General features: G+C 69.9%; 23 protein-coding genes. 10 read left to right on the forward strand and 13 right to left on the reverse strand.

The window, feature by feature from the left end; all coding sequences use genetic code 11:
* The first annotated feature begins 177 nt into the window (after window positions 1-177).
* Window positions 178-762: a TetR family transcriptional regulator gene (locus AC1VVG_RS19120; RefSeq protein WP_049030873.1), complete on the forward strand. Its 585-nt coding sequence runs from the start codon at window positions 178-180 to the stop codon at window positions 760-762.
* Window positions 763-777: 15 nt separating this feature from the next.
* On the opposite strand, the gene AC1VVG_RS19125 is transcribed toward AC1VVG_RS19120, so the two are convergent.
* From AC1VVG_RS19125 to AC1VVG_RS19135, 3 genes are all read right to left on the reverse strand, one after another.
* Window positions 778-1,356: a hypothetical protein gene (locus AC1VVG_RS19125; RefSeq protein ID WP_482836027.1), complete on the reverse strand. Its 579-nt coding sequence runs from the start codon at window positions 1,354-1,356 to the stop codon at window positions 778-780.
* Window positions 1,357-1,520: 164 nt separating this feature from the next.
* On the reverse strand, window positions 1,521-2,306 hold the full coding sequence (locus AC1VVG_RS19130; RefSeq protein WP_482836028.1) for a YhfC family intramembrane metalloprotease: 786 nt from the start codon (window positions 2,304-2,306) through the stop codon (window positions 1,521-1,523).
* A gap of 11 nt (window positions 2,307-2,317) precedes the next feature.
* Window positions 2,318-2,848 (reverse strand): GNAT family N-acetyltransferase, encoded by a 531-nt coding sequence (locus AC1VVG_RS19135; protein ID WP_034187713.1) that lies wholly within the window; start codon window positions 2,846-2,848, stop codon window positions 2,318-2,320.
* 205 nt (window positions 2,849-3,053) lie between these two features.
* Between AC1VVG_RS19135 and AC1VVG_RS19140 the strand changes: the two genes are divergently transcribed.
* The 3 genes from AC1VVG_RS19140 to AC1VVG_RS19150 all read left to right on the forward strand — a co-directional run bounded on the left by AC1VVG_RS19140 (window position 3,054) and on the right by AC1VVG_RS19150 (window position 4,480).
* Window positions 3,054-3,419 (forward strand): ArsR/SmtB family transcription factor, encoded by a 366-nt coding sequence (locus AC1VVG_RS19140; protein WP_482837186.1) that lies wholly within the window; start codon window positions 3,054-3,056, stop codon window positions 3,417-3,419.
* A complete protein-coding gene (locus tag AC1VVG_RS19145) occupies window positions 3,391-3,876 on the forward strand; it encodes an SRPBCC family protein (protein WP_059559063.1) in 486 nt (161 codons plus the stop codon). The genes AC1VVG_RS19140 and AC1VVG_RS19145 overlap by 29 nt, the downstream gene beginning before the upstream one ends.
* 127 nt (window positions 3,877-4,003) lie before the next feature.
* Window positions 4,004-4,480 (forward strand): SRPBCC family protein, encoded by a 477-nt coding sequence (locus tag AC1VVG_RS19150; RefSeq protein ID WP_034187710.1) that lies wholly within the window; start codon window positions 4,004-4,006, stop codon window positions 4,478-4,480.
* Between the two features lie 15 nt (window positions 4,481-4,495).
* Here AC1VVG_RS19150 and AC1VVG_RS19155 read toward each other — a convergent pair whose 3' ends face one another.
* The 4 genes from AC1VVG_RS19155 to AC1VVG_RS19170 all read right to left on the reverse strand — a co-directional run bounded on the left by AC1VVG_RS19155 (window position 4,496) and on the right by AC1VVG_RS19170 (window position 9,285).
* Window positions 4,496-5,617: an amidohydrolase family protein gene (locus AC1VVG_RS19155; protein WP_482836029.1), complete on the reverse strand. Its 1,122-nt coding sequence runs from the start codon at window positions 5,615-5,617 to the stop codon at window positions 4,496-4,498.
* A 1-nt stretch (window position 5,618) separates the two neighbouring features.
* Window positions 5,619-6,926, reverse strand: a complete 1,308-nt coding sequence (locus tag AC1VVG_RS19160) for an MFS transporter (protein WP_034187708.1) — start codon at window positions 6,924-6,926, stop codon at window positions 5,619-5,621.
* A gap of 83 nt (window positions 6,927-7,009) precedes the next feature.
* A complete protein-coding gene (locus tag AC1VVG_RS19165; protein WP_034187707.1) occupies window positions 7,010-8,302 on the reverse strand; it encodes a CaiB/BaiF CoA transferase family protein in 1,293 nt (430 codons plus the stop codon).
* The gene (locus AC1VVG_RS19170; protein WP_034187706.1) at window positions 8,299-9,285 is read right to left on the reverse strand and encodes a hydroxymethylglutaryl-CoA lyase; all 987 of its coding nucleotides are present in this window, start codon (window positions 9,283-9,285) and stop codon (window positions 8,299-8,301) included. Before AC1VVG_RS19170 ends, AC1VVG_RS19165 begins: the two co-directional genes overlap by 4 nt.
* A gap of 172 nt (window positions 9,286-9,457) precedes the next feature.
* Between AC1VVG_RS19170 and AC1VVG_RS19175 the strand changes: the two genes are divergently transcribed.
* A complete protein-coding gene (locus tag AC1VVG_RS19175) occupies window positions 9,458-10,276 on the forward strand; it encodes an IclR family transcriptional regulator (RefSeq protein ID WP_482836030.1) in 819 nt (272 codons plus the stop codon).
* 142 nt (window positions 10,277-10,418) lie between these two features.
* Window positions 10,419-11,057: a 2-hydroxychromene-2-carboxylate isomerase gene (locus AC1VVG_RS19180; RefSeq protein ID WP_482836031.1), complete on the forward strand. Its 639-nt coding sequence runs from the start codon at window positions 10,419-10,421 to the stop codon at window positions 11,055-11,057.
* A gap of 30 nt (window positions 11,058-11,087) precedes the next feature.
* Here AC1VVG_RS19180 and AC1VVG_RS19185 read toward each other — a convergent pair whose 3' ends face one another.
* Window positions 11,088-12,071, reverse strand: coding sequence for a LysR family transcriptional regulator (locus AC1VVG_RS19185; RefSeq protein WP_473375952.1), 984 nt, complete (start codon window positions 12,069-12,071; stop codon window positions 11,088-11,090).
* Window positions 12,072-12,172: 101 nt separating this feature from the next.
* On the opposite strand from AC1VVG_RS19185, the gene AC1VVG_RS19190 reads away from it, so the two are divergent.
* Together AC1VVG_RS19190 and AC1VVG_RS19195 are read left to right on the forward strand one after the other, a co-directional pair.
* Window positions 12,173-13,405 carry an MFS transporter gene (locus AC1VVG_RS19190; protein ID WP_059559070.1) on the forward strand — a complete coding sequence of 411 codons (1,233 nt, stop codon included), beginning with the start codon at window positions 12,173-12,175 and terminating at the stop codon, window positions 13,403-13,405.
* A 429-nt stretch (window positions 13,406-13,834) separates the two neighbouring features.
* A complete protein-coding gene (locus tag AC1VVG_RS19195) occupies window positions 13,835-14,527 on the forward strand; it encodes a phosphatase PAP2 family protein (protein WP_034187701.1) in 693 nt (230 codons plus the stop codon).
* Between the two features lie 103 nt (window positions 14,528-14,630).
* On the opposite strand, the gene AC1VVG_RS19200 is transcribed toward AC1VVG_RS19195, so the two are convergent.
* Window positions 14,631-15,290, reverse strand: a complete 660-nt coding sequence (locus tag AC1VVG_RS19200) for a glutathione S-transferase family protein (RefSeq protein WP_034187855.1) — start codon at window positions 15,288-15,290, stop codon at window positions 14,631-14,633.
* Between the two features lie 121 nt (window positions 15,291-15,411).
* On the reverse strand, window positions 15,412-16,482 hold the full coding sequence (locus AC1VVG_RS19205) for an MBL fold metallo-hydrolase (protein WP_482836032.1): 1,071 nt from the start codon (window positions 16,480-16,482) through the stop codon (window positions 15,412-15,414).
* 302 nt (window positions 16,483-16,784) lie between these two features.
* On the opposite strand from AC1VVG_RS19205, the gene AC1VVG_RS19210 reads away from it, so the two are divergent.
* Window positions 16,785-17,693, forward strand: coding sequence for an HTH-type transcriptional regulator ArgP (locus AC1VVG_RS19210; protein WP_049028996.1), 909 nt, complete (start codon window positions 16,785-16,787; stop codon window positions 17,691-17,693).
* A gap of 40 nt (window positions 17,694-17,733) precedes the next feature.
* Here AC1VVG_RS19210 and ltaE read toward each other — a convergent pair whose 3' ends face one another.
* The 3 genes from ltaE to AC1VVG_RS19225 all read right to left on the reverse strand — a co-directional run bounded on the left by ltaE (window position 17,734) and on the right by AC1VVG_RS19225 (window position 19,761).
* Window positions 17,734-18,747, reverse strand: a complete 1,014-nt coding sequence (gene ltaE, locus AC1VVG_RS19215; protein ID WP_034187698.1) for a low-specificity L-threonine aldolase — start codon at window positions 18,745-18,747, stop codon at window positions 17,734-17,736.
* Window positions 18,748-18,863: 116 nt separating this feature from the next.
* On the reverse strand, window positions 18,864-19,415 hold the full coding sequence (locus tag AC1VVG_RS19220) for a YMGG-like glycine zipper-containing protein (RefSeq protein ID WP_226252480.1): 552 nt from the start codon (window positions 19,413-19,415) through the stop codon (window positions 18,864-18,866).
* A gap of 13 nt (window positions 19,416-19,428) precedes the next feature.
* A complete protein-coding gene (locus tag AC1VVG_RS19225; protein WP_049033456.1) occupies window positions 19,429-19,761 on the reverse strand; it encodes a hypothetical protein in 333 nt (110 codons plus the stop codon).
* A gap of 503 nt (window positions 19,762-20,264) precedes the next feature.
* Here AC1VVG_RS19225 and AC1VVG_RS19230 point away from each other — a divergent pair.
* On the forward strand, window positions 20,265-21,677 hold the full coding sequence (locus AC1VVG_RS19230; protein WP_059559079.1) for a cytochrome ubiquinol oxidase subunit I: 1,413 nt from the start codon (window positions 20,265-20,267) through the stop codon (window positions 21,675-21,677).
* The last annotated feature ends 25 nt before the right edge of the window (window positions 21,678-21,702 follow it).

The raw sequence follows: 21,702 nt of genomic DNA on the forward strand, positions 1-21,702 counted from the left end.
GACTGCCATCCGTGTCCGGCCGTGGCTTTGCATCGCCGGCCAAGTCGACTACACTCGATGTCAATGTTGATCACCATTGTCTTTGCGGTGCATTCTGTTCGCGCCACGCCCTCATGTCAATGGTGATCGCAATTGTGTTTTCCAATCGACGCGATCGGCAAAATCAGGGAGAGATCGATGGGCGTATCAAGACAGCAGGCCGCCGAGAACCGGAGCGCGATCGTCGCGGCCGCCGAGCGGCTGTTCCGCGCGCGCGGCGTCGATGCCGTCGGGCTGACGGAGCTGATGAAGGAAGCCGGCTTCACGCAGGGCGGCTTCTACAACCACTTCAAGTCGAAAGACGCGCTCGTCGCCGAAGTGATGGAAAAGGCGATGCACGACCGCGCCGATTCGCCGAACGCCGGCAGTCTCGACGCGCAGGTGGCGGCGTACCTGTCGGCCGCGCATCGCGACAACATCGAGGCCGGGTGCCCGCTGTCCGGCTTCGCCGGCGACGCGGCGCGGCTGACCGACGCGGCGCGCGCATGCTACGCGCACGGTCTCGCCGCGTATCTCGACCGGCTGGCGCCGATGGTGGCGGCGGAAGGCGCGACGCCGGAGCAGACGCGTCGCGACACGCTGGCGGTCTTCAGCCAGATGGTCGGCGCGCTCGTGCTGTCGCGCGCGGTCGCGGGCACCGATCGCGCGCTGGCCGACGAGATCCTCGACGCGGGACGCAAGACGCTGGGCGCCGGACGCGGCGATCCGGGCACGCCTGCGTAACGCCGCCCTCCCGCGCTACTCGACCGCCCGCGCGGCATCCCACAGCGGTTGCCCGCCGAGCGCCGCATGCCACGCATCGAAACGCGTGCGCCACGCTTCGAACGGCTGCGCGAGCGGATGGCGCGGATCGTCGCTGAGCGAATACGCCATCCCCTCGATCAGCCAGCGCGGCTTGGTCGCGACGGCCAGGTTGCCGAGCACTTCGGCCTGACGATGATGGATCAGCTCGTGCGCGATGAAATAGGGGGTCCAGCCGCGCGGCGCGACGGCCACCCCGAAATTGCCGAGTGTCAGCGCCGCGCGCGCGCCCAGGCCGAACGCGTCGGAACACGCGCGCGTCGAACAGAACACGACGCGCGGCGCATCGTGAAACGGGCCGACGGCCGCCGCCGCGCGCGCATAGCCGTCGCGATACAGCCGCTGCGCGTCGCCGAGCTTCGCGGCATCGTCCGTGCAGATGTCGGCGCTCGGGCATGACACGCCGGGCAGCAGCGCGGGCGCGACGATGCGCAGCGGCTTGACGAGCGCATACGCGGCAATCGGCAGCGCAACGAGCAGGCCCGTGAGGGCGAAGGCGACGTGTGAGCGTTTCATCGAGGCGGAGGTTCCCTGGCGTTTCGTTGAAGTCTTCCGGCGTGCATGGTATCGGACCGGCGGCGCTTCCGGCCCGGCTTTTCATGCCGCGGGAAAACCGGCCGCCGGGCAGTTCGCGGTGCGACCAGGAAGGCGCCGCGTACGCCCGCGGCCGACCCCACGCGTCACGCGGCATGCTCGCTGCGCACCGAGCCCGCGCCCGCTCCGCGACGGCTCACGCGCACGCCCAGCCACAGCAATCCCGCGCTGCACACGAACAGGAGCAACTCGACCAGCACGGTCTCGACGTGCCAGTACCGCGTCAGCAGCACCGCGACAAGGTCGAACATGAAATGGAACGCGATCGCATACGCGAGCCAGCGTTTCGCGCCGCGCACGAACGCCTGCAGCACGATCAGCGACAGCCCGACATGCGCGGCCATCGCGCTCACGCGCTCGAACAGCGCGAGCAGCGGCGACACGAGCGTCATCCCCGCGAACTCCGACCCGATCAGCGAGCGCATGCCGGCCGGCACGACGACACCCGCGTGCGCGAGCAGGTAGCCGGTGCCGAGCGCGACGAACCCCACGCCGACCAGCAGCATCGCTTCCAGCCCGCCGTGCCCGAGCCCGAGCATCACGGCCGTCCGCGCATCGTGCCGCTTCGGCAGCAGATACCGGAACGCGACCCAGCGCCCGCATTCCTCGAAGAGCCCGGCCGTCAACGCGGCGAACACGAGCATCGGCAGATGCCAGCGCGGACTGGTTCCGAGCCAGTGGAACAGCGGCGCCTGCCACGACAGGCGCAGCAGCGACTGGAACACGAAGAAGGTCAGCATGCCGTAGCAAAACACGCGCAGCGGCACCTGCGTGCGGCGCCGCCAGCGGACCGCGAGCCACACCGGCGCGATCAGTGCCGCGACACCGGCCGCCAGCGTGGCGCACAGCAGCGCCGGGGCGACGGGATGCATGACGGCTGTCGTTACGCGAGCTGCTTGTGGAAATAGGTCGTCGCGCAGAGCGCGCCGTCGGGCATCAGCGCGTAGTTCGGCACGACGCCGACGCGCTGCCAGCCGGCCCGCTCGTACAGCCGCTCGGCGTCGCCGCCCGTCACGGTGTCGAGCACGAGCACGGTCTTGCCGGCGTCGCGCGCGGCCGCGTCGGCCGCCGCCATCAGCCGCGCGGCGATGCCCTGCCGGCGCGCGTGCCGCGCGACGAGCATCTTCGCGATATCCGCGCGATGCGGCTGGTTCTCGGGCTGCGCGGTTACGACCTGCACCGTGCCGACGATCCGGCCCGCCGCATCCTCGGCGACGAGCAGGATGCGCTCGTCGTTCGCGACGCCCTCGGCCACGCGCGTCCAGAACGCGACGGCGGTCGGCCGCGCGATCGGCAACATGAAGCTGACGGATGCGCCGCCTTCCACGCAATCGATCAACAGGTCGGCCAGCGCGTCGACGCAGCGCATCGCGTCGCGTGCGTCGATCCGACGGACGGTAACAGATTCGGTCATGCCCTCTCCGGTAGTCAGGCAGGCCGCACGCACGGTTTCGGCATGGGCCGGGATCCCAAACGCACGCCGGCCGGTCGTCGAGGCTCAGGCAACGGCGGCAGGCGTCCGGCAACGCCGCGCCCGGTCGGCGCGCGTTACCGCCCCATCATCGTACGCGATGAAAATTTCCGCTGCATCACCCGTCACGTCGCCTACACTTAGCCGAATGGATAACTTTCAACCCGGTATCAGCGACGTGTTCCACGCCCTCGCCGATCCGACGCGCTGCGCGATCGTCAGCGCGCTCGGCCAAGGCGAGCGAACCGTTTCCGCGCTGGCCGCGCCGTTCGACATGGCGCTGCCGTCGTTCATGAAGCATGTCGCGGTGCTCGAGCGCAGCGGCCTCGTGCAGACCCGGAAAACCGGCCGCTCGCGCACCTGCGCGCTGGTGGTCAGCCGGGTGACCGAGGCCGAAACATGGCTCGCCGCCCAGCGCGCGCTGTGGGAGGCGCGATCCGACCGCCTCGTCGAATTCGTCGAACGCCATCATCAGGAGGAGCACGATGTCAGCCAGTCCCGTCGACCCCGCTGAAGCCCACGATCTCGTCATCACGCGCACGCTGCACGCGCCGCGCCGTGCGCTGTGGCGCGCGTGGACCGACCCCGAATTGCTGAAGGAGTGGTGGTGCCCGAAGCCGTGGACCACCGACGTGCGCGCATTCGACCTGCGCCCGGGCGGCGCCTTCCACACGTTCATGCGCGGCCCCGACGGCGGCACGAGCGACAATCCCGGCTGCTTTCTCGAGATCGTGCCGGAATCGCGCATCGCGTTCACGTCGATGCTCGCGGGCGGCTGGCGGCCGCAGACGCCGTGGATGGGCTTCACGGCAATCGTCACGATGGCCGACGACGACGCGGGCAGCCGCTACGAGGCGCGCGTGATGCATCCCGATGCCGCGACGCGCGAGCGCCATGAAGCGCTCGGCTTTTTCGAGGGCTGGAACACCTGCATCACGCAGCTCGATGCCTTCGCCGCCGCCCTGCGTTGAACGGCTGAACGCGCCCGCGCGGGCAGCCATTGCATGCCGCCGCGCCCGCGCCTAGGATTCCTGAAGGAAGCATGACGACACGCCGGCCGCCGGCGTGCACCGTCGCGCGCGTTCCGCGGGAGGCCACATGTTGCACACGCACACGCATTCCACCCGGGTCAGCCGGCACCTGAACGCACCACGCGGGCGCGTCTACCGCGCGCTGCTCGATCCGCACGCGGTCGAGCAGTGGAAGGTGCCCGACGGCATGACGTGCCGCGTGCACGCGTACGATGCGCGCGAAGGCGGCGCGCTGCGGGTGTCGCTGAGCTACGACGCGCCGTCGGCCGACACCGGCAAGACCACCGCGCGCACCGATACCTATCACGGCCGCTTCGTCACGCTCGTGCCGGACGAGCGGATCGTCGAGATCGACGTGTTCGAAACCGACGATCCGATGCTGCGCGGCGCGATGACGATCACCATCACGCTGTCCGACGAAGCCGGCGGCACGCGCGTGGATGCCGTGCACGACGGGGTGCCGCCCGGCGTGCCGGCCGCCGACAACGAAACGGGCTGGCGGATGGCATTGGCGCGGCTGGCCGCGCTGGTGGAAGCGGGGTGACGCCGCGCACGCGCGTCAGCCGAGCCGGTAGGCGCGCGTGACCGTGCCGCGGAACAGCGCGTCGCGCTCGTCCCGGCTGGCCTGCGCGGTCAGCCGCTTGAACGCGTTCCAGCCGTTGACGAACGAATACGAGCCCTTGTCGACCGGGAAATTGCTCTCGAACATGCAGCGGCCGGGGCCGAATGCGTCGATGCAGGTCATCATCCACGGCTTCCACGCGTCGGCGAGCTGCACGGAAGACGGCGGCGTCGCGCACTTCTCGAAATCGAACCCGTTGATGCGCATCCCGAGGCCGCCGACCTTCACGTACACGTTCGGCAGTTGCGCGAGCTCACGCATCGACGCCGACCAGCGCTCGAACACCTCCGGCCGCTTGTCCGCATAGCTGGCGATCCGCACGACGCCGCCGCAGTGATTGACGACGATCCGCGTGTCGGGGTTTGCCTTCGCGAGGTCGAACAGTTCGGGGAGTTGCGGAAAGAACAGCCACGCGTCGTACGACAGCCCGAGCGGCGCGAGCTGCGCGACGCCGGCCCGGTACGCGGGATCGAGCAGCAGCCCGCGCGGCACCGCCGACAGCGGATTCGCGAGCGTCGGATCGGCATCCCACGTGGTCAGGTGCCGAACGCCGCGGAACCGGCCGCGTCCGGCTTCGAGATGCGCTTCCAGGACCTCGCGCACGCGTGCGCCGAGCCGCAGGTCCGCATGGCCGACGATACCTTTGGCGACGGCCACCGGGCCGTGCTGCAGCGGCTCGGTCACGCCGGCCACGTAGGCCGTCTCGCCCACCGGCTTCAGTTCGGCCGGCCCCGAATCGCGATAGCGCGTCTGCGCCTGCATGTAGACGGACGCCTGGATGTGGTGGCCCGAGCGCGCGTCCTGCAGATAGTCGTCGAGCATGTAAATCCAGCCCGGCCGTTCGTAGAAGTGATGATGCGCGTCGACGATCGGCAGGTCGGGCTCGAGCGCGGGTTCGAGCGCCGACGCGAGCCAGTCGGGGCGGACCGCGAGATAGTTGCCTTGCGTCGTCATGCGGGAAGCTCCATCGTGGGCCGGCGTGTCGGCGCATGCGGGCAGCGCGAACGAGGCCGCGGCCGCGCCGAGCAACCGGCGTCGCTTGATCGAAATCGTATCCATGTCATTCGCTCCGGTCGAACGCGTACAGCGACAGCGTGAGCAGCGTCGTGATCGCCAGCACGATCGCGAGGCCGAGCATGCCGGCCGTGAACGTGCCGAAGCTGTCCTTCAGGTAGCCGACGAGATAGGGGCCCGCGAAGCCGCCGAGCGCGCCGATCGAGTTGATCAGCGCCAGCCCGCCGGCCGCCGCCTGGCCGGACAGGAAGCGCGACGGCAGCGTGTAGAAGATCGTGCGGCCGGCAATCGTGCCGATCAACGCGAACGTGATGCCGACGAGCGCCGGCCCGAGCGTCAGGAAATGCGTCGACACGCCCAGCGCCACCGCGCCGATGCACAGCCCCACGGCCAGGTTCGCGACCGGGCCGCCGCGACGGTCCACCCGCTTCGCCCACCACAGCAGCGCGACCGTCGCGAAGCAGTACGGCACCGCGGACAGCCAGCCCGTCTGCATCGTCGACATGCCGTGCGCCTTCAGCATCTGCGGCAGCCAGATGCCGATCCCGTACGAGCCCATCGTGAAGCCGAACGAGATCAGCGCCAGCACGTACACGCGCACGTCGCGCAACGCGACGCCGAAGCCCTTCTTGCGGCCGGCCGCCGCGCCTTCGCGCTCGAACGCGCGCTGCAGCGCCGCGCGCTCGTCGTCCGACAGCCACGCGGCATGCGCCGGCGAATCGGACAGCAGCTTCAGGACGAGGAAACCGAGCGCGCACGCCGGCAGCCCTTCGACGATGAACATCCATTTCCAGCCGGCGAGCCCGAGCACGCCGTCGAGCTGCAGCAGCCACGTCGACAGCGGGCCGCCGATCAGCGACGACAGCGGCGTCGACACGGTGAACCACGCCAGCACGCGCGTGCGGTAGCTCGCCGGAAACCACACGGCGAGAAAGAAGATCACGCCCGGGAAGAAGCCGGCCTCCCCGATGCCGAGCAGCAGCCGGATCGCGTAGAAACTCGTCGGCCCGGTCGCGAGCGCGGTCGCGGCCGCCATCAGCCCCCACGTGATCATGATGCGGGCGAGCCAGCGGCGCGCGCCGAAGCGGTACAGCGCGAGATTGCTCGGCACCTCGAACACGCAGTAGCCCGCGAACATGATCCCCGCGCCCCAGCCGAACTGCGTCGCGGTCAGCCCGAGATCGCGGTTCATCGTGAGCGCCGCGAACCCGACGCTCGTGCGATCCAGGTAGTTGAAGAAGTACGCGAGCGCGAGCAGCGGGATGAAGCGCCATGCGGCCTTGCGCACGGCGCGCTGCTCGGCCGACGTGTCGGTCTCGCGGTCGGCGGCGAGCGCCGGGGAAGCGGATGTCATGTTCGTCTCCATGGATACGGCGGTCCTCGTCCGCGCATGGCGCGGCCGGGCTGCCTGTGTTCGTTCGGGGGATCGCGGCCGCGCTACGCGCTCGCCACTTCAGTCGGCGAAGGCGCGCCGCCCGGCCCGTCGCCGTGCGCCGCGTCGTCCGCGCCGCCCCGGCCCGCGACGACGCCGGCGTCGATCAGCGCACGCGCGTCGTCGGGCGTGTAGCCGAGCTCGCCGAGCAGCGCATGCGTGTCCTGGCCGATCGCGGGCGGCGCCGAGCGCAGCCGCAGGCGCTCGCCCGCGAGCGTGAGCGGCAGCAGCGCGGTGCGCGTGTCCACCGGCCGCCCGGCGCTGCTCGCGTCGGCCGGCAGCGTCACGGCTTCGAGGCCGCCCGTGGCGCGCAGATGCGGATCGTCGAACAGGTCCTGCGGCTTCGTGATCGGCGCGTACGGCAGGCCGGTCGACTCGAAGATCGCGCCGATCTCGGCGGCCGAGTACGACGCCAGCCGCGCACGCAACGCGGGCAGCAGCCATTCGCGCGCCTGGACGCGCAGGTTGTTGGTCGCGAGGCGCGGATCGTCCTTCAGCGCGGCCAGGCCGAATGCATCGCAGAACAGCGCCCATTGCGTGTCCGACACGACCGCGAGAAAAATCTGTTCGTTGTCCTTGACGGAGAACACGTCATAGACGGCCCACGCGGAAATGCGGCTCGGCATCGGCGACGCGGCCTGCCCCGTCACCGCGAACTGCATCATGTGCTGCGCGACCAGAAACACGTTGTTCTCGAACAGCGCGCTCTGCACCTGCTGGCCGCGGCCCGTGCGCTCGCGCTGCGCGAGCGCGGCCATCGCGCCGATCGCGCCGAACATGCCGCCCATGATGTCGTTCACGCTCGCACCCGCGCGCAGCGGCCGCCCTTCGGGGCCCGTCATGTAGGCGAGGCCGCCCATCATCTGCACGACCTCGTCGAGCGCGGTGCGATGCTCGTACGGGCCCGGCAGGAAGCCCTTGTGCGACACGTACACGAGGCGCGGATTCAGCGCGTGCAGCGACGGATAGCCGAGGCCGAGGCGGTCCAGCGTGCCGCTCTTGAAGTTCTCGCTGAACACGTCCGCCGTGGCGACGAGCCGCAGCACGATCTCCAGCCCGCGCGGATCCTTCACGTCGACCGCGAGACTTTTCTTGTTGCGGTTGAACATCCCGAAGAAGCCCGCGCCGGAACCGCGCAGCGCCCGCGTGCCGTCGCCCGCGATCGGCTCGATCTTGATCACTTCCGCGCCGAGATCCGCGAGCAGCATCCCGCAGGTCGGGCCCATCACCATGTGCGTCATCTCGATCACGCGCACGCCTGCGTACGGCAGCGCCGAGGCCGGTTGGCGTTCGTTCATTGCGCGACTCCCGCCAGGCATCCTTCCGGTTGCGCGGCCGACGGGACACGCCCGTCCGCATAGCGGAAACCCTTCGGCAAACCCGCATCGGGCACGTGGCCGTACAGCGCCTCGGCGGGCAACGCCGCATGCAGGATCGCGCGCGCGGCGAGCAGCGCGTCGACGTCGACCCCCGTGTCGTATCCCATCGCTTCGAGCAGGAACACGAGATCCTCGGTCACGATGTTGCCAGTCGCGCCGGGCGCATACGGGCACCCGCCGAGGCCGCCCTGGCTCGCGTCGATCGTCGTCACGCCCGCGTCGAGCGCCGCGACGACGTTCGCCAGCCCCTGCCCGCGCGTGTTGTGGAAATGCGCGCCGCCCGCCTTGTCGCCGACTTCACGCCGCAGCCGCGTGAACAGCCGGCGCACCTGGGCCGGGTTCGCATAACCGCTGGTATCGGACAGGCCGATTTCGTCGACACCGCATTCGGCCATCGCGGCGGCCATCGCGATCGTCTCGTCGTCGCTGACGGCGCCCGCGATCGTGCAGCCGAACGCGACCGACACGCCGGCCTCGATCTGCACCGACGGATACCGCGCATCGCGCAGCGCGACGATCGCGCGCACTTCGTCGATCATCTGCGCGGGCGTCTTGCGAATGTTCGCCAGCGAATGCGCTTCCGTGACCGAGACCGGCAGCGTCAGCTTGTGCACGCCCGCGTCGAATGCCCCTTCGGCACCGCGCAGGTTCGGCGCGAGCGCGGCGACGTGCAGCCCCGGAATCGCCCGCGCATGCGCGACGACTTCGCGCACGTCGGCCATCTGCGGCAACAGCCGGGCCGGCACGAACGACCCCACCTCGATCTCGCGCAGGCCGGCCGCGGCCAGCGCGGTGATCCATCGCAGCTTGCCGGCCGTCGGCATCACGGCCTTGATGCTCTGCAGCCCGTCGCGCGGACCGACCTCGCTGACCAGCACCTTCGGATATTCGGAAACGCTCATTCGACACCTCATCGTTCTATCTGAAAGAACATCATTCTGTTTGACAGAACTTTAGGCGGGCTGCGAACGAGCGGTAAGCGGGGTATACCCGTGAAATCGCGATTTTATGGAACTTGAGTTCTGTCAGACAGAACGATATAGTGGGCCGACCATCATTCGAAGGAAGCAGTCAGTGCCCACGCATCAAGCAGGTCACACCGGCGACACGCCCGATCCGGCGGCCGAAGAAGCATCCAGCGGCGTCGCCGTGCTCGATCGCGCGTTCGCGATCCTCCGTGCGTTCGGCCAGACCGACGACCGGCTGTCGCTCGCCGAGCTGTCGCGCCGCACCGGGCTGTACAAGAGCACGATCCTGCGCCTGCTCGCGGCGCTCGAACACGGCGGCTTCATGCGCAAGCTCGACGACGGCCAGTACGCGATCGGGCACGAGCCGCTGCGGCTCGCCGCGCTGTACCAGCGTTCGTTCCGCGTCGGCCCGGTGATCGAGCCGCTGCTCGAGGCGCTGAGCCGCGAACTCGGCGAAACGGCTTCGTTCTACGTGCGCCAGGGCGACATGCGTTCGGTGCTCTATCGCGTCGAACCGGCCCGCGCCGTGCGCGTGTCGATTCGCGTCGGCGAGGAATTTCCGGTTCGCCAGGGCGCGTCCGGGAAGGTGCTGCTGGCCTTCACCGACACCCACGACGCCCGCTGGGACGACGTGCGCGAACAGCTGTGGGCCGCGTCGTACGGCGAGCGCGACCCCGAGACGGCATCGGCATCCGTGCCCGTGTTCGGCGCGGCCGGCGAATGCGTCGGCGCGCTGACGGTGTCGGGCCCGAAATCGCGGCTCGCCTCCGCGCCGGCGATGGCCGCGGCGCTCGCCATGCTGCTGCCGCTCGCGCAGAAGGCGACCGTCGCGCTCGGCGGCGCGGGCACGCGCTACGACGCGGCCGCCGTGCGCGACAGCCTCGCCCGGCTCGCGTCGTCGGCCGACGACGCTGCACGGTCGTAGGCGATTGCGCACGACAGCGGCGATGCGACGGCACGACGGGCCGCCGCATGCGACACTGGCCGACGATGCACGCCCGGTGTGCCACTCGCATGCACACCGGGCGTATAACCGCCAACCGGACCCGCACGAGGAGACAATCGCGATGAGCGCCGCACGCCCCGCCGCCTGGTATTTCGATTTCGTTTCGCCGTTCGCCTATCTGCAGCAGGAACAGTTCGACCGGTTGCCGCCGGCCGCCGCGTTCGAGCCGCGGCCGATCGTGCTCGGCGCGCTGCTCACGCACTGGGGCCAGAAAGCACCGGCCGAGATCGCGGCCAAACGCGTCTTCACCTATCGTCACGCGCAATATCGCGCGGACAAGCTCGGCATCGCGTTCCGGATGCCGCCCGCGCACCCGTTCAACCCGATCAGGCCGCTGCGCCTCGCGATCGCGATGGGCAGTTCGCGCGACGCGATCCGGCGCATCTTCCGGCACATCTGGCGCGACGGCCACGACGTATCGACGCCCGACAGCTTCGCGGCGCTATGCGAAGCCGTCGGCTTTCCGGAAGGCGTGACGGCCGCCGAGGCACAGCCGGTCAAGGACGCGCTGCGCGCGAACACCGATCGGGCGATCGCCGACGGCGTATTCGGCGTGCCGACCTTCGCGCTCGACGGCGACCTGTTCTGGGGCGAGGACGCGACCGACATGTTCGTCGACTGCGCGACGTCGCGCGCGTGGCTCGACTCGCCCGAGGTGCGCCGCATCAGCGCGCTGCCGGAAGGCATCCGGCGCGGCTGACGGCACGGCCGCCGTCGCGCGCCTGCGCGATCATGCCTCGCGCCCTTCGACGAGCGTCGGCACGGCCTCGCGCATCATCGCGACGAACCGCACGAGCCGCGACGGATAGAACTGCGCGTGCGGATAGGTCAGATAGACGGGCAGCGGCGCGGCCTGCCACTCGGGCGCGAGATGCACGAGCTCGCCGCGCGCGAGATGGCCGGCCAGCATCCATGACGAGCCGACACACGCACCGACGCCCAGCAGCGCCGCGCTACGCAGCGCATACAGGTTCGCGGTCGTGATGCGCGGCCGGATCGCGATGCGTCGCGTGTCGCCGGTGACCGCGTGCGTCAGCGCGAGTTCGTTGCGGTAGTAGGTGCGCAACGCGAGCCACGGCAGCCCGGCCAGCGCGTCGGGGTCGCCCGGTAGATCGGCGCCGTTCAGCACCGACGGCGCGGCGACCACGAAGCGCGGCACCTTCGTCAGCCGGATCGCGACCACGCCGGGATCGGTCGGCTCGCCGACCTGGATCGCGCAATCGATGCCGCTGCCGACGAAATCGCGCACCTCGTCCTGCAGCAGCCACTCGACCGACACGCGCGGGTAGTCGCGCAGGAACTGCGCGAGCGGCGCGACGAAACGTTCCTGCCCGAACGCGTGCGGCACCGCGACGCGCAGCAGCCCGTCGGGCTCCTCCTGCGCGCCGCGCAAATCGGCCTCGAACGCCGCCCAGTTCGCCAGCAGCTCCTTCGCCCGCTTGAGGCAACGCTCGCCGTCGACGGTCAGCCGCATCGTATGCGTCGTCCGTTGCAGCAGCCGCATGCCGAGCGACCGTTCGAGCGCCTGCAGCCGCCGGCTGATGGTCGGCTGCGTCGTATGCAGTTGCGCAGCGGCCGCCGACAGGCTGCCGGCCTCGACTATGCGCACGAACGTTTCCATCAGCTCGAAACGATAGCCGGCGCCGTCCACCGGCACGGCCTGAACGCGCTGAGACCCGCCAGCGGCGGGAGAAGCAGAAGATTTTTCGGTCATTCGTGCAGCGTATAACAAATCTGCGCGAGGCGGCACTACCGTGGCCGGCCGCGTACCGCCACACTCGCGTCCATCCCGTTATCCAACCAAGGATGCACACCATGTCCACCCCGACCCGTCTCGACGCCGCGCCCCGTGTGGCGCACGCCCCGGCCCATCCGGCCGCTCATTCGATGCCCGATCGCCGGCTCGTGCTGCTGCTCGCGGCCGCCGCCGGCCTCGCCGTCGCCCCGCTCTACTACGCGCAGCCGATGCTCGGCGCGCTCGGGCCCGATCTCGGCGCATCGGCGCGCGCGATCGGCTTCGTGCCGACGCTCACGCAACTCGGCTATGCGCTCGGCATCCTGCTGCTCGCGCCGCTCGGCGACCGCTTCGACCGGCGCCGCGTGATCGTGACCAAGGCTGCCGCGCTGGTCGTCGCGCTGCTGCTCGCGGCGATCGCGCCGTCTCTCGGGCTGCTGCTCGCGGCGAGTTTCGCGATCGGCCTCGCCGCGACGATGGCGCAGGACGTCGTGCCGGCCGCCGCGACGCTCGCGCACGACACGCATCGCGGCCGCATCGTCGGCACGGTGATGACGGGGCTGCTGCTCGGCATCCTGCTGTCGCGCGTCGTGGCCGGCTTCATCGCCGAAACGGCCGGCTGGCGCGCGATGTTCGCGCTCGCGGCCGTCAGCGTCGCGGTGATCGGCTGGGTGGCCGCGCGCGGGCTGCCGCGCTTCGAGCCGACCACGCGGCTGCCGTACCGCGCGCTGATCGCCTCGCTCGGCGCGCTGTGGCGCGATCATCCGGCTCTGCGTCGCGCCGCGCTCGCGCAGGGGCTGCTTGCCATCGGCTTCAGCGCATTCTGGTCGACGCTCGCGGTGATGCTGCACGGCGCGCCGTTCCATCTCGGCAGCGCGGCTGCCGGCGCATTCGGCCTCGCGGGCGCCGCCGGCGCGCTGGCCGCGCCGATCGCCGGACGCCTGGCCGACCACCACGGCCCCGAGCGCGTCACGCGCATCGGTATCGGCATCGCGACGCTGTCGTTCGCATCGATGGCCGCCGCGCCGCTGATGTCGCCGCATGCGCAGCTCGTCCTGCTCGCGCTCGCGACGATCGGCTTCGATCTCGGCGTGCAGGCGACGCTGATCGCGCACCAGGCCATCGTCTACCGGATCGATCCCGCGTCGCGCAGCCGCCTCAACGCGGTGCTGTTCGTCGGGATGTTCATCGGGATGGCGGCCGGCGCCGCGATCGGCAGTTTGTTGCTCGCGCAACTGGGCTGGAATGCCGTGACCGCGCTGGCCGTCGCGACGTCGCTGGCCGCGCTCGCGGTGCGGATCTGGCGCAACTGACATCCGCCGTCGCGAGGACGAGGCGGGCAGGCCCACGGGCTTGCCCGCCTTTTCTTTTATTTTCGATCGGCGCATGCATGATGCCGCACGGCCCGGCAGATTCGGACGCACCGACGCGCGCATTCGTTCATTCGGTGCAAGATCCGCATCCGCCTGACGAATTAGCCAGTTCAACCGATTAATTTTTGCAACAGCGGTGCACGCCTGCACGCAAACGTCGGACGATTCGCCCCTGCCGCACCGCGCGGCGCGTTGCCATCCGACCCCATCGCACAACCCCGTTTTATCAGGGGATTCCCGGTATTTTTTCGCATTTTCTTCGAAATAACGGCTGACATACTGGCCCCCGTTGCGCTCCGGTGCGAGCGCGCTTTCCGATCCTGCCGGCCGCCTGTCATGCGCTGCGCGTCCGCCCGGGTCGCCCGGAACATGAACGATTTCGACACCTCGATCCAGATCTTCCTCACCCACGTGACGTTCGGCCCGCTGATGAATCACGCGATTCGCGTGATTGCCGGCCTGTACACGTTCAAGGGCTTCGTGCTCATTCCCGTGCTGTGCTGGCTGTGGTTCCAGCCAGGCCCGAACCGCGACCGGCAACGCGAGCTGGTCGTCGCGACGATCGCGAGCGGGCTCGTCGCGCTCGCGATCGGCCGGGTGCTCGCCCAGGTGCTGCCGTTCCGCGTGCGGCCGATCTACAACCCCGATCTCCACCTGCACTTCCCGTCGGCCGGACTGCGCGCGGCGACGCTGCAGGCATGGAGTTCGTTTCCGAGCGATCACGCGATGCTGTGGATGGCGATCGCGACCGGTATCTTCATCATCGCGCGCCGCATCGGCATCGTCGCGCTGCTGTATTCGGTCGTCTTCATCTGCCTGCCGCGCGCGTATCTCGGCTTCCACTACCCGACCGACCTGATCGCGGGCGCCGCGATCGGCATCGCGATCGCGTGGCTGCTGACGCGCGACGCGATCCGGTCGCGCTTCGCGCCGCAGGTGCTGGAGACGATCCGGCGCTTCCCCGCGCCGGCCTATACGCTCGCGTTCCTGCTGTGCTTCGAGTTGATCACGCAGTTCGACGAACTGCTGACGCTCGCGCAGTCGGTCACGCAGACGATGTGACGGGCCGGTGCCGCGATGCTGCCCCTGCTGCTGTCGTTCCGTCGCCCCGGCATGCGCTGCCGGCCCTGCGCGGCAGCGGCGCGCCGCGCGCCGGCCGCGCACGTCAGTCGCGATCGGGCGCGCCGAGCGGGAAGAACGCGCGAAACGGCCGCGCCTCGTCGACCGCCCGCGCAAACGACGGCCGCGCGAGCAGACGCTTGCGGTACGCGATCACGTTCGCGAACCGCGGATCGATCCGGTGCGTCCAGTCCGCGTAGAACAGGAACGGCGCCGCGCCGCAATCGGCGAGGCTGAAATGATCGCCGGCCGCCCATTCGCGATCGGCCATCTTCTGGTCCAGCCACGCATACGACGTATCGAGCATCGCGCGCGCATCGGCGACGCCGCGTGCATCGCGTTCGCCTTCCCGGCGCAACGCGTCGTGCACGACCTTCTGCTGCGGCGTCGACACGTAGTTGTCGAAGAAGCGATCCATCATCCGCACCTCGAGCGCGGCGTGCGGATCGTCGGGCAAGAGGCGCACGGGGCCCGGATGGTTCAGGCCGAGATACTCGATGATGATCGACGCCTCGATCACCGTGCGGCCCGCCTCGACCAGCACCGGAAAGCGCTTCAGCGGCCACAGCGCGGTCAGTTCCTGCATCGGCTTCGGATCGTCGTGCGCGAGCAGTCGATACTCGAACGGCGTGCCGTTCTCGTACAGCGCGGTCAGCACCTTCTGGCAGTAGGACGAAAAGGGATGGGCGTAAAGCGTCGGCATCATCGCGCGGCCTCTCTGGGTGGTGGGCGCCGCGTCGTGCGGCGCCACGTGGTCGGATACCTGGACGACGAACGGCGCCGGGCCGTTTCGACATCGGTCCGGCATTTTTTTCGGCTTCGGATCGCTACGACCGGCCGTCCATCACGACGCGCCCCTCGGCGCGCCAGCGCAGCATCCCGCCACCGAGATTCGCGACCGCGTCGAAGCCGGCCTTCAGCAGGATCACGGTGGCCTGCGCGGAGCGTCCGCCGGCCCGGCACACGGTCACGACCGGCCGGTCGCGCGCGATCTCGCCGGCGCGTGCGGCCAGCTCGCCGAGCGGAATCGGCGTCGCGCCGGGCAGGTGCCCAAGCGGGCCCGTGAATTCGTCCGGCTCGCGCACGTCGACGACCTGCACGGCCGACAGATGATCCTCGAGCCACTGCGGATCGATTTCCCAGAACCCGGCGAACGTATAGACGAGGGGCGCCCAATTGGGCGCCGCCTGGGCATCGGGCGCGTTCGCGGCGACCCCGCATTGGAGGTTCGCCGGCACCGCGACGTCGATCTGGCGCGGGTGCGCGAGCCCGAGGTTGCGCATGTAGCCCGCGAAATCGTCCTCGCTGAGGTCGCCGCCGAGGCGCGGATTGAAACGGCGCTCCTCGCCGACGCTCGTCACCGTGAGCCCGCGATAGTCGTGCGCCGGATAGAGCAGGCAGGCGGCCGGCAGCGTGAAGAGCCGGCCGTGCACCGCGCGATACAGCGCGCGCGGGTCGCCCTGCTGGAAGTCGGTGCGGCCGGTGCCGCGGATCAGCAGGCAATCGCCGGTGAACGCCATCGATTCGTCGTCGAGCACGAGGCTGATGCAGCCGCTCGTGTGGCCGGGCGTCGCGCGCACGGTCAGGTAACGCGCGCCGAACGCGCAGCGGTCGCCGTCGTTCAGGTAGCGGTCGGCGCCCCGCGCGCCGCTCGCGGCCGAGATCGCGATCGCACTGCCCGTGCGCTGTTTCAGCAGCCACGCGCCGGTCACGTGATCGGCATGCACGTGCGTGTCGACGGTCGCGACGAGCCGCAGCCCGAGTTCGTCGAGCAGCGCCGCGTCGCGGCGCACCTGCTCGAACACCGGGTCGATCAGCAGCGCTTCGCGCGACGCGCGGTCGGCGAGCAGATACGTGTAAGTCGACGATTGCGGATCGAAAAGTTGCCGGAAGATCATCGCTCGGGTTCTCCGTCGCCGGTGCTTCGGTGAGGTGGGGGCGGGCCTGCGTGCCGCACATCGTCGTCCGGCACCGGCGTCGGCATGATGACATCGCCGTCGCGCGAGCGGCATCGCGCGCGTTGCGTTTCGCCCTCCCTACAGCGTAGATCAAAATGCATGCGCCGCCGGGGTACGGTGCGCGGCGACCGATTCCGAAGACGAATCGCACACGCCGGGACGATTCGCCACGCCCGGATGGTTGCGCGCACTGCCTTACACTACGGCCTGTTTTCGTCACAGTTCACAGGAATGCCACCGACATGTCGATGACGATCGATCCGAAGCAGGCCGCCGCGCTGCTGGCCGTCGCCGACACCGGCAGCTTCGAGCAGGCGGCCGTGCGCCTGCACGTGACCGCGTCCGCCGTCACGCAGCGGGTCCGCGCGCTGGAAGCCAGCCTCGGCACGCCGCTCGTGCTGCGCACGCGGCCATGCCGACCGACGGTGGCCGGCCAGCGCGTGCTGCAGCATCTGCGCCGCGTCGCGCTGCTGCAGGCCGACCTGCAAAGCACGCTCGCGACCGAGCGCGAATCGCCGATCTCGGTGACGATCGCGCTGAATTCCGACAGCCTCGGCACGTGGTTCCTGCCCGCGCTGACATCCGTGCTCGCGGGCGAGCGCATCCTGTTCGAGCTGATCGTCGAGGATCAGGACCATACGTTCGCGCTGCTCGAAAGCGGGATGGCGGTCGGCTGCGTGACGACCGAACCGAAGCCGATGCGCGGCTGCATCGCGACGCCGCTCGGCACGATGCGCTACCGGCTGCTCGCGGCCGCCGCGTTCGCGGTGCGCTGGTTCCCGCGCGGGCTGAACCGCACGAGCGCGCGCAAGGCGCCCGTCGTCGCGTATTCACGGCGCGACACGCTGCAGTCGTCGTTCCTGAAGGAAAAGTTCGGGCTGCCGGACGGCGCGTACCCGTGCCACTACGTGCCCGGCACCCACTCGCACTTCGCGGCGGTGCGGCACGGGCTCGGCTACGCGATGGTGCCGGAGCCGCTGATCGGCGCGACGCCGCTCGATGCGCAAGGGCTCGTCGATCTCGCGCCCGCGCATCCGACCGATGTCACGCTGTACTGGCACGCGTGGACCGTGCAGTCGCCGACGATGGCGTCGCTGTCGGCGCGCGTCGTCGAAGCGGCGCGCCGATTGCTCGCGCCGCTGCCGACATGACCTGAGGCGGCGCGCTGGCGACGAAGCCGGCTCGCGGCCGTTACGCGCGCCGCTGCGAGAAGTAGTCGCCGACCGCGCCGAGGAAGGTATCGATATCCGCGCGCGACACGTCGCAGTGCGTGACGAAGCGCGACGCATACAACATCTGCGTGAGAATCCCGCGCGCCTTGAGCCACGCCTCGAGCGGCGCGCAATCGGCTTCGGGAAATTGCGCGAACACCATGTTCGTCGCATGCGACAGCACCTTCACCGCGTCGATGCGCGCGAGGCCTGCCGCGAGATGCGCGGCATTCGCGTGATCGTCCGCGAGCCGCTCGACGTTGTGGTCGAGCGCATACAGGCACGCCGCCGCGAGAATGCCCGACTGCCGCATCCCGCCACCCAGCACCTTGCGCCAGCGCTGCGCACGTTCGATCAGCGCGCGGCTGCCGACCAGCACCGAGCCGACCGGCGCGCCGAGCCCTTTCGAGAAGCAGATCGACACGGTGTCGAACGGCGCGCACAGCTCGGCGATCGGGCGCCCCGACGCGACGGCCGCGTTGCACACGCGCGCGCCGTCGAGGTGCGCGGACAGCCCGCGGCTGCGCGCGAACGCGACGGCTTCCTGCACATAACCGTCCGGCAACACCTGGCCGCCGATCGTGTTCTCGAGCGCGAGCAGGCGCGTGCGGGCAAAGTGATTGTCGAGCGGCTTGATCGCCGCGGCGATCTTCGCGAGCGGCAGCGTGCCGTCCGGCGCATTCTCGATCGGCTGCGGCTGGATGCTGCCGAGCACGGCCGCGCCGCCGCCTTCGTACTTGTAGGTGTGCGCGAGCTGGCCGACGATGTACTCGTCGCCCCGCTCGCAATGCGACATCAGCGCGGCCAGGTTGCTCTGCGTGCCGCTCGGGAAGAACAGGCCGGCTTCCTTGCCCGCGCGCTCGGCCGTCACCGCCTGCAGGCGCAGCACGGTCGGGTCGTCGCCCCACACGTCGTCGCCGGTCTCGGCGGCAGTCATGGCGGCCAGCATTGCCTGGCTCGGACGTGTCACGGTATCGCTGCGTAAATCGATCATCGCTATGCCCTGAGTAAACGCGGGCCGGCATCGCTGCGCCCGGCCCTGCCGAAACGAGACTCAGAGTGTACGCAATTCACGCAGCGCGTGCCGCCCGTCGAGCGGCAATCGCATGGTCAGTATCGCGGCGGCGGCGGCTGGACGCCGGCCGGCGGCATCGGCGGCGCCGCGCGCGGCGCGCCGCCGTATCCGCCGCCGCCATACCCGCCGCCACTGCCGCCGCTCATTCCGCCCGGCACCGGCACGCGATTGCCCGTCGCGTACATGCATTGCAGATACGCGTAGTCGTAGCGGCGCTGGACGTCGTAGGCCGAGCCCTGCGCGGCGCCCGCGCCGACGACACTGCCCGCGAGCAGCCCCGCGCCGGCGCCCACGGCCGCACCGGTGCCGCCGTTGAACGCGGCGCCGGCCGCCGCGCCGAGCGCGGTGCCGACGGCGGCGCTGCCGACCGCGCTGGCGGTCGACGCCTGCCCGGCGCTCACGCCGCCCGATTGCCCGAACGCGTACTGGCGGCAGTTGCCGTCATCGGCGCGGAACTGGTCGAACGACTTGCCGGTGCCCGGCAGCGCCATCACGCTCGGCCCGGTCGGCAGGTACGCGCATGCGCCGAGGCAGCCGGCCAGCGCCAGCGCGGCCGGCACGCGCAAGAATCGAAATGCGGATGTCATCGTCGCGCCTCCGTCACTGCGGCCGCGCCGGCACCGATCGCCAGCCCGACTTGCAGGTCTTCACATACGGGTAGTAGTGCTTCGACGCGTCGCAGTAATACCAGAGGTTCGCGTCGCCGTTGTCCTGCGGCTGGCCCTTCTCGACATATTCGGGCGGCGGCGGCGGATCGACCGGTACCGCGACGACGGGCGGCGGGTAGTAGTAAGGCGCGGGGACGACAGGGTAGTAATACGGGTAGCCGAAGCCGGGGCCGACATAGACCCCGACCCGGGCGGCATGCGCGACGCCGCCCGTCGCGAGCGCCACCGCGGCTGCCGCGCCCAGCGCGAGCTTCAATCCATTCACGTCACGTTCTCCAGCAGGCCGGTTCGCCGATACGAACCCGACACCCGAAACGCTACGCCGCGCGCGATCCGGCATCCATTACGGCCGGCCGCGCCAATGTTGCGCGGCGTTACCCGTGTGACAGCCGCTCCCGGCACCGCCCCGCCGCCACGGCCGCGTGCATTACGCGCTAACGCGCCGAAACGGATCGGCTGCCTCGCGCGCCGCGCACGGGCTGCCCGCCGCGCCGTTTCCGGACGATCGAAACCGTTCCGATGACGCGGCGCGCCATATTGACGCACGTGCGTCAGACCGCCACGCCATGGTCGTCCGCGCCGCGAACAGGCTTCTTGATACGAATCAACGATTTATCCCGACATCGCGCGCGGCGGGCTGGACATCTGCGACGAGTTGGCGCATTTCGCGGTGCAACATCGCGACGCATACTCCAGCCAACCCCGACGCCTGTCCGCCGGGGTCCGCCGGCACCCGCCGGCGGGTATCGTCAGCTTCGGTCATCTGGTATGGACACCGCACTTTCGGCCCTCGATCTGGCCCGCCTGCAATTCGCGTTCACCGTCTCCTTTCACATCGTCTTTCCGGCACTGAGCATCGGCCTCGCCAGCTTCATCGCCGTGCTCGAATACCGCTGGCTCAAGACCGGCAAGCAGTACTACAAGACCCTCTGTCTGTTCTGGTCGAAGATCTTCGCGGTCGCCTTCGGGATGGGCGTCGTCTCTGGCGTCGTGATGAGCTACCAGTTCGGCACGAACTGGTCGGGCTTCTCGAGCTTCGCCGGCGCCGTCACCGGGCCGCTGCTGATGTACGAGGTCATGACCGCGTTCTTCCTGGAAGCCGGCTTCCTCGGCATCATGCTGTTCGGCTGGAACCGCGTGAGCCCGCGCGCGCACTTCGGCGCGACGCTGATGGTCGCGATCGGCACGCTGATCTCGACGTTCTGGATCCTCGCGTCGAACAGCTGGATGCAGACGCCGCAAGGCTTCGAGATCGTCGACGGCCGCGTCGTGCCGACCGACTGGTTCGCGATCATCTTCAATCCGTCGTTCCCGTACCGCCTGTTCCACATGGCGATCGCCGCGTTCATCGTCGCGGCGCTGGTGGTGGCCGCGACGGGCGCGTGGCACCTGCTGAAGGGCCGCCGCGACAAGGGCGTGAAGAAGATGTTCTCGATGGCGCTGTGGCTGCTGCTCGTGCTCGCGCCGCTGCAGGCCGTGATCGGCGACCAGCACGGCATCAACACGCTGAAGCACCAGCCCGCGAAGATCGCCGCGATCGAAGGGCTGTGGGAAACCGAAAAGGGCGGCACGGCGCTCAACCTGTTCGGCATCCCGGACATGAAGGCGGAAACGACGCGCTACGCGGTGCAGGTGCCGCACCTCGGCAGCCTGATCCTCACGCACAGCTGGGACGGCGAAATCCGCGGGCTGAAGGAGTTCCCGCCGGAAGACCGCCCGAACTCGACGGTCGTGTTCTGGAGCTTCCGGATCATGGTCGGCCTCGGCTTCGCGATGATCGGCCTCGCCGCGCTCGCGTGGCTCCTGCGCCGCCGCGGCCGCCTGTATGAATCGAAGGGGTTCCAGCGCTTCGCGCTCGTGATGGGCCCGACCGGTTTCGTGTCGCTGCTCGCGGGCTGGGTGACGACCGAAGCGGGCCGCCAGCCGTGGGTCGTGTACGGCGTGATGCGTACCGCGCAGGCCGTGTCGCCGCTGTCGGTGCAGCAGGTCAGCCTGTCGATGATGACGTTCGTGATCGTGTACTTCCTCGTGTTCGGCACCGGCGTGTACTACATGCTCAAGCTGATGAAGGCCGGCCCCGCGCTGCCCGACGTGAAGCACGACGACACGCCCGACACGCGCCCCGATCACACCGCGCGCCGCCCGATGTCGGCCGTCGACGAGCTGATCGAGACCGTCTGAGCCCACCCCATCCGCATACGAGAAA

Source organism: Burkholderia sp. L-4 (assembly GCF_056856535.1).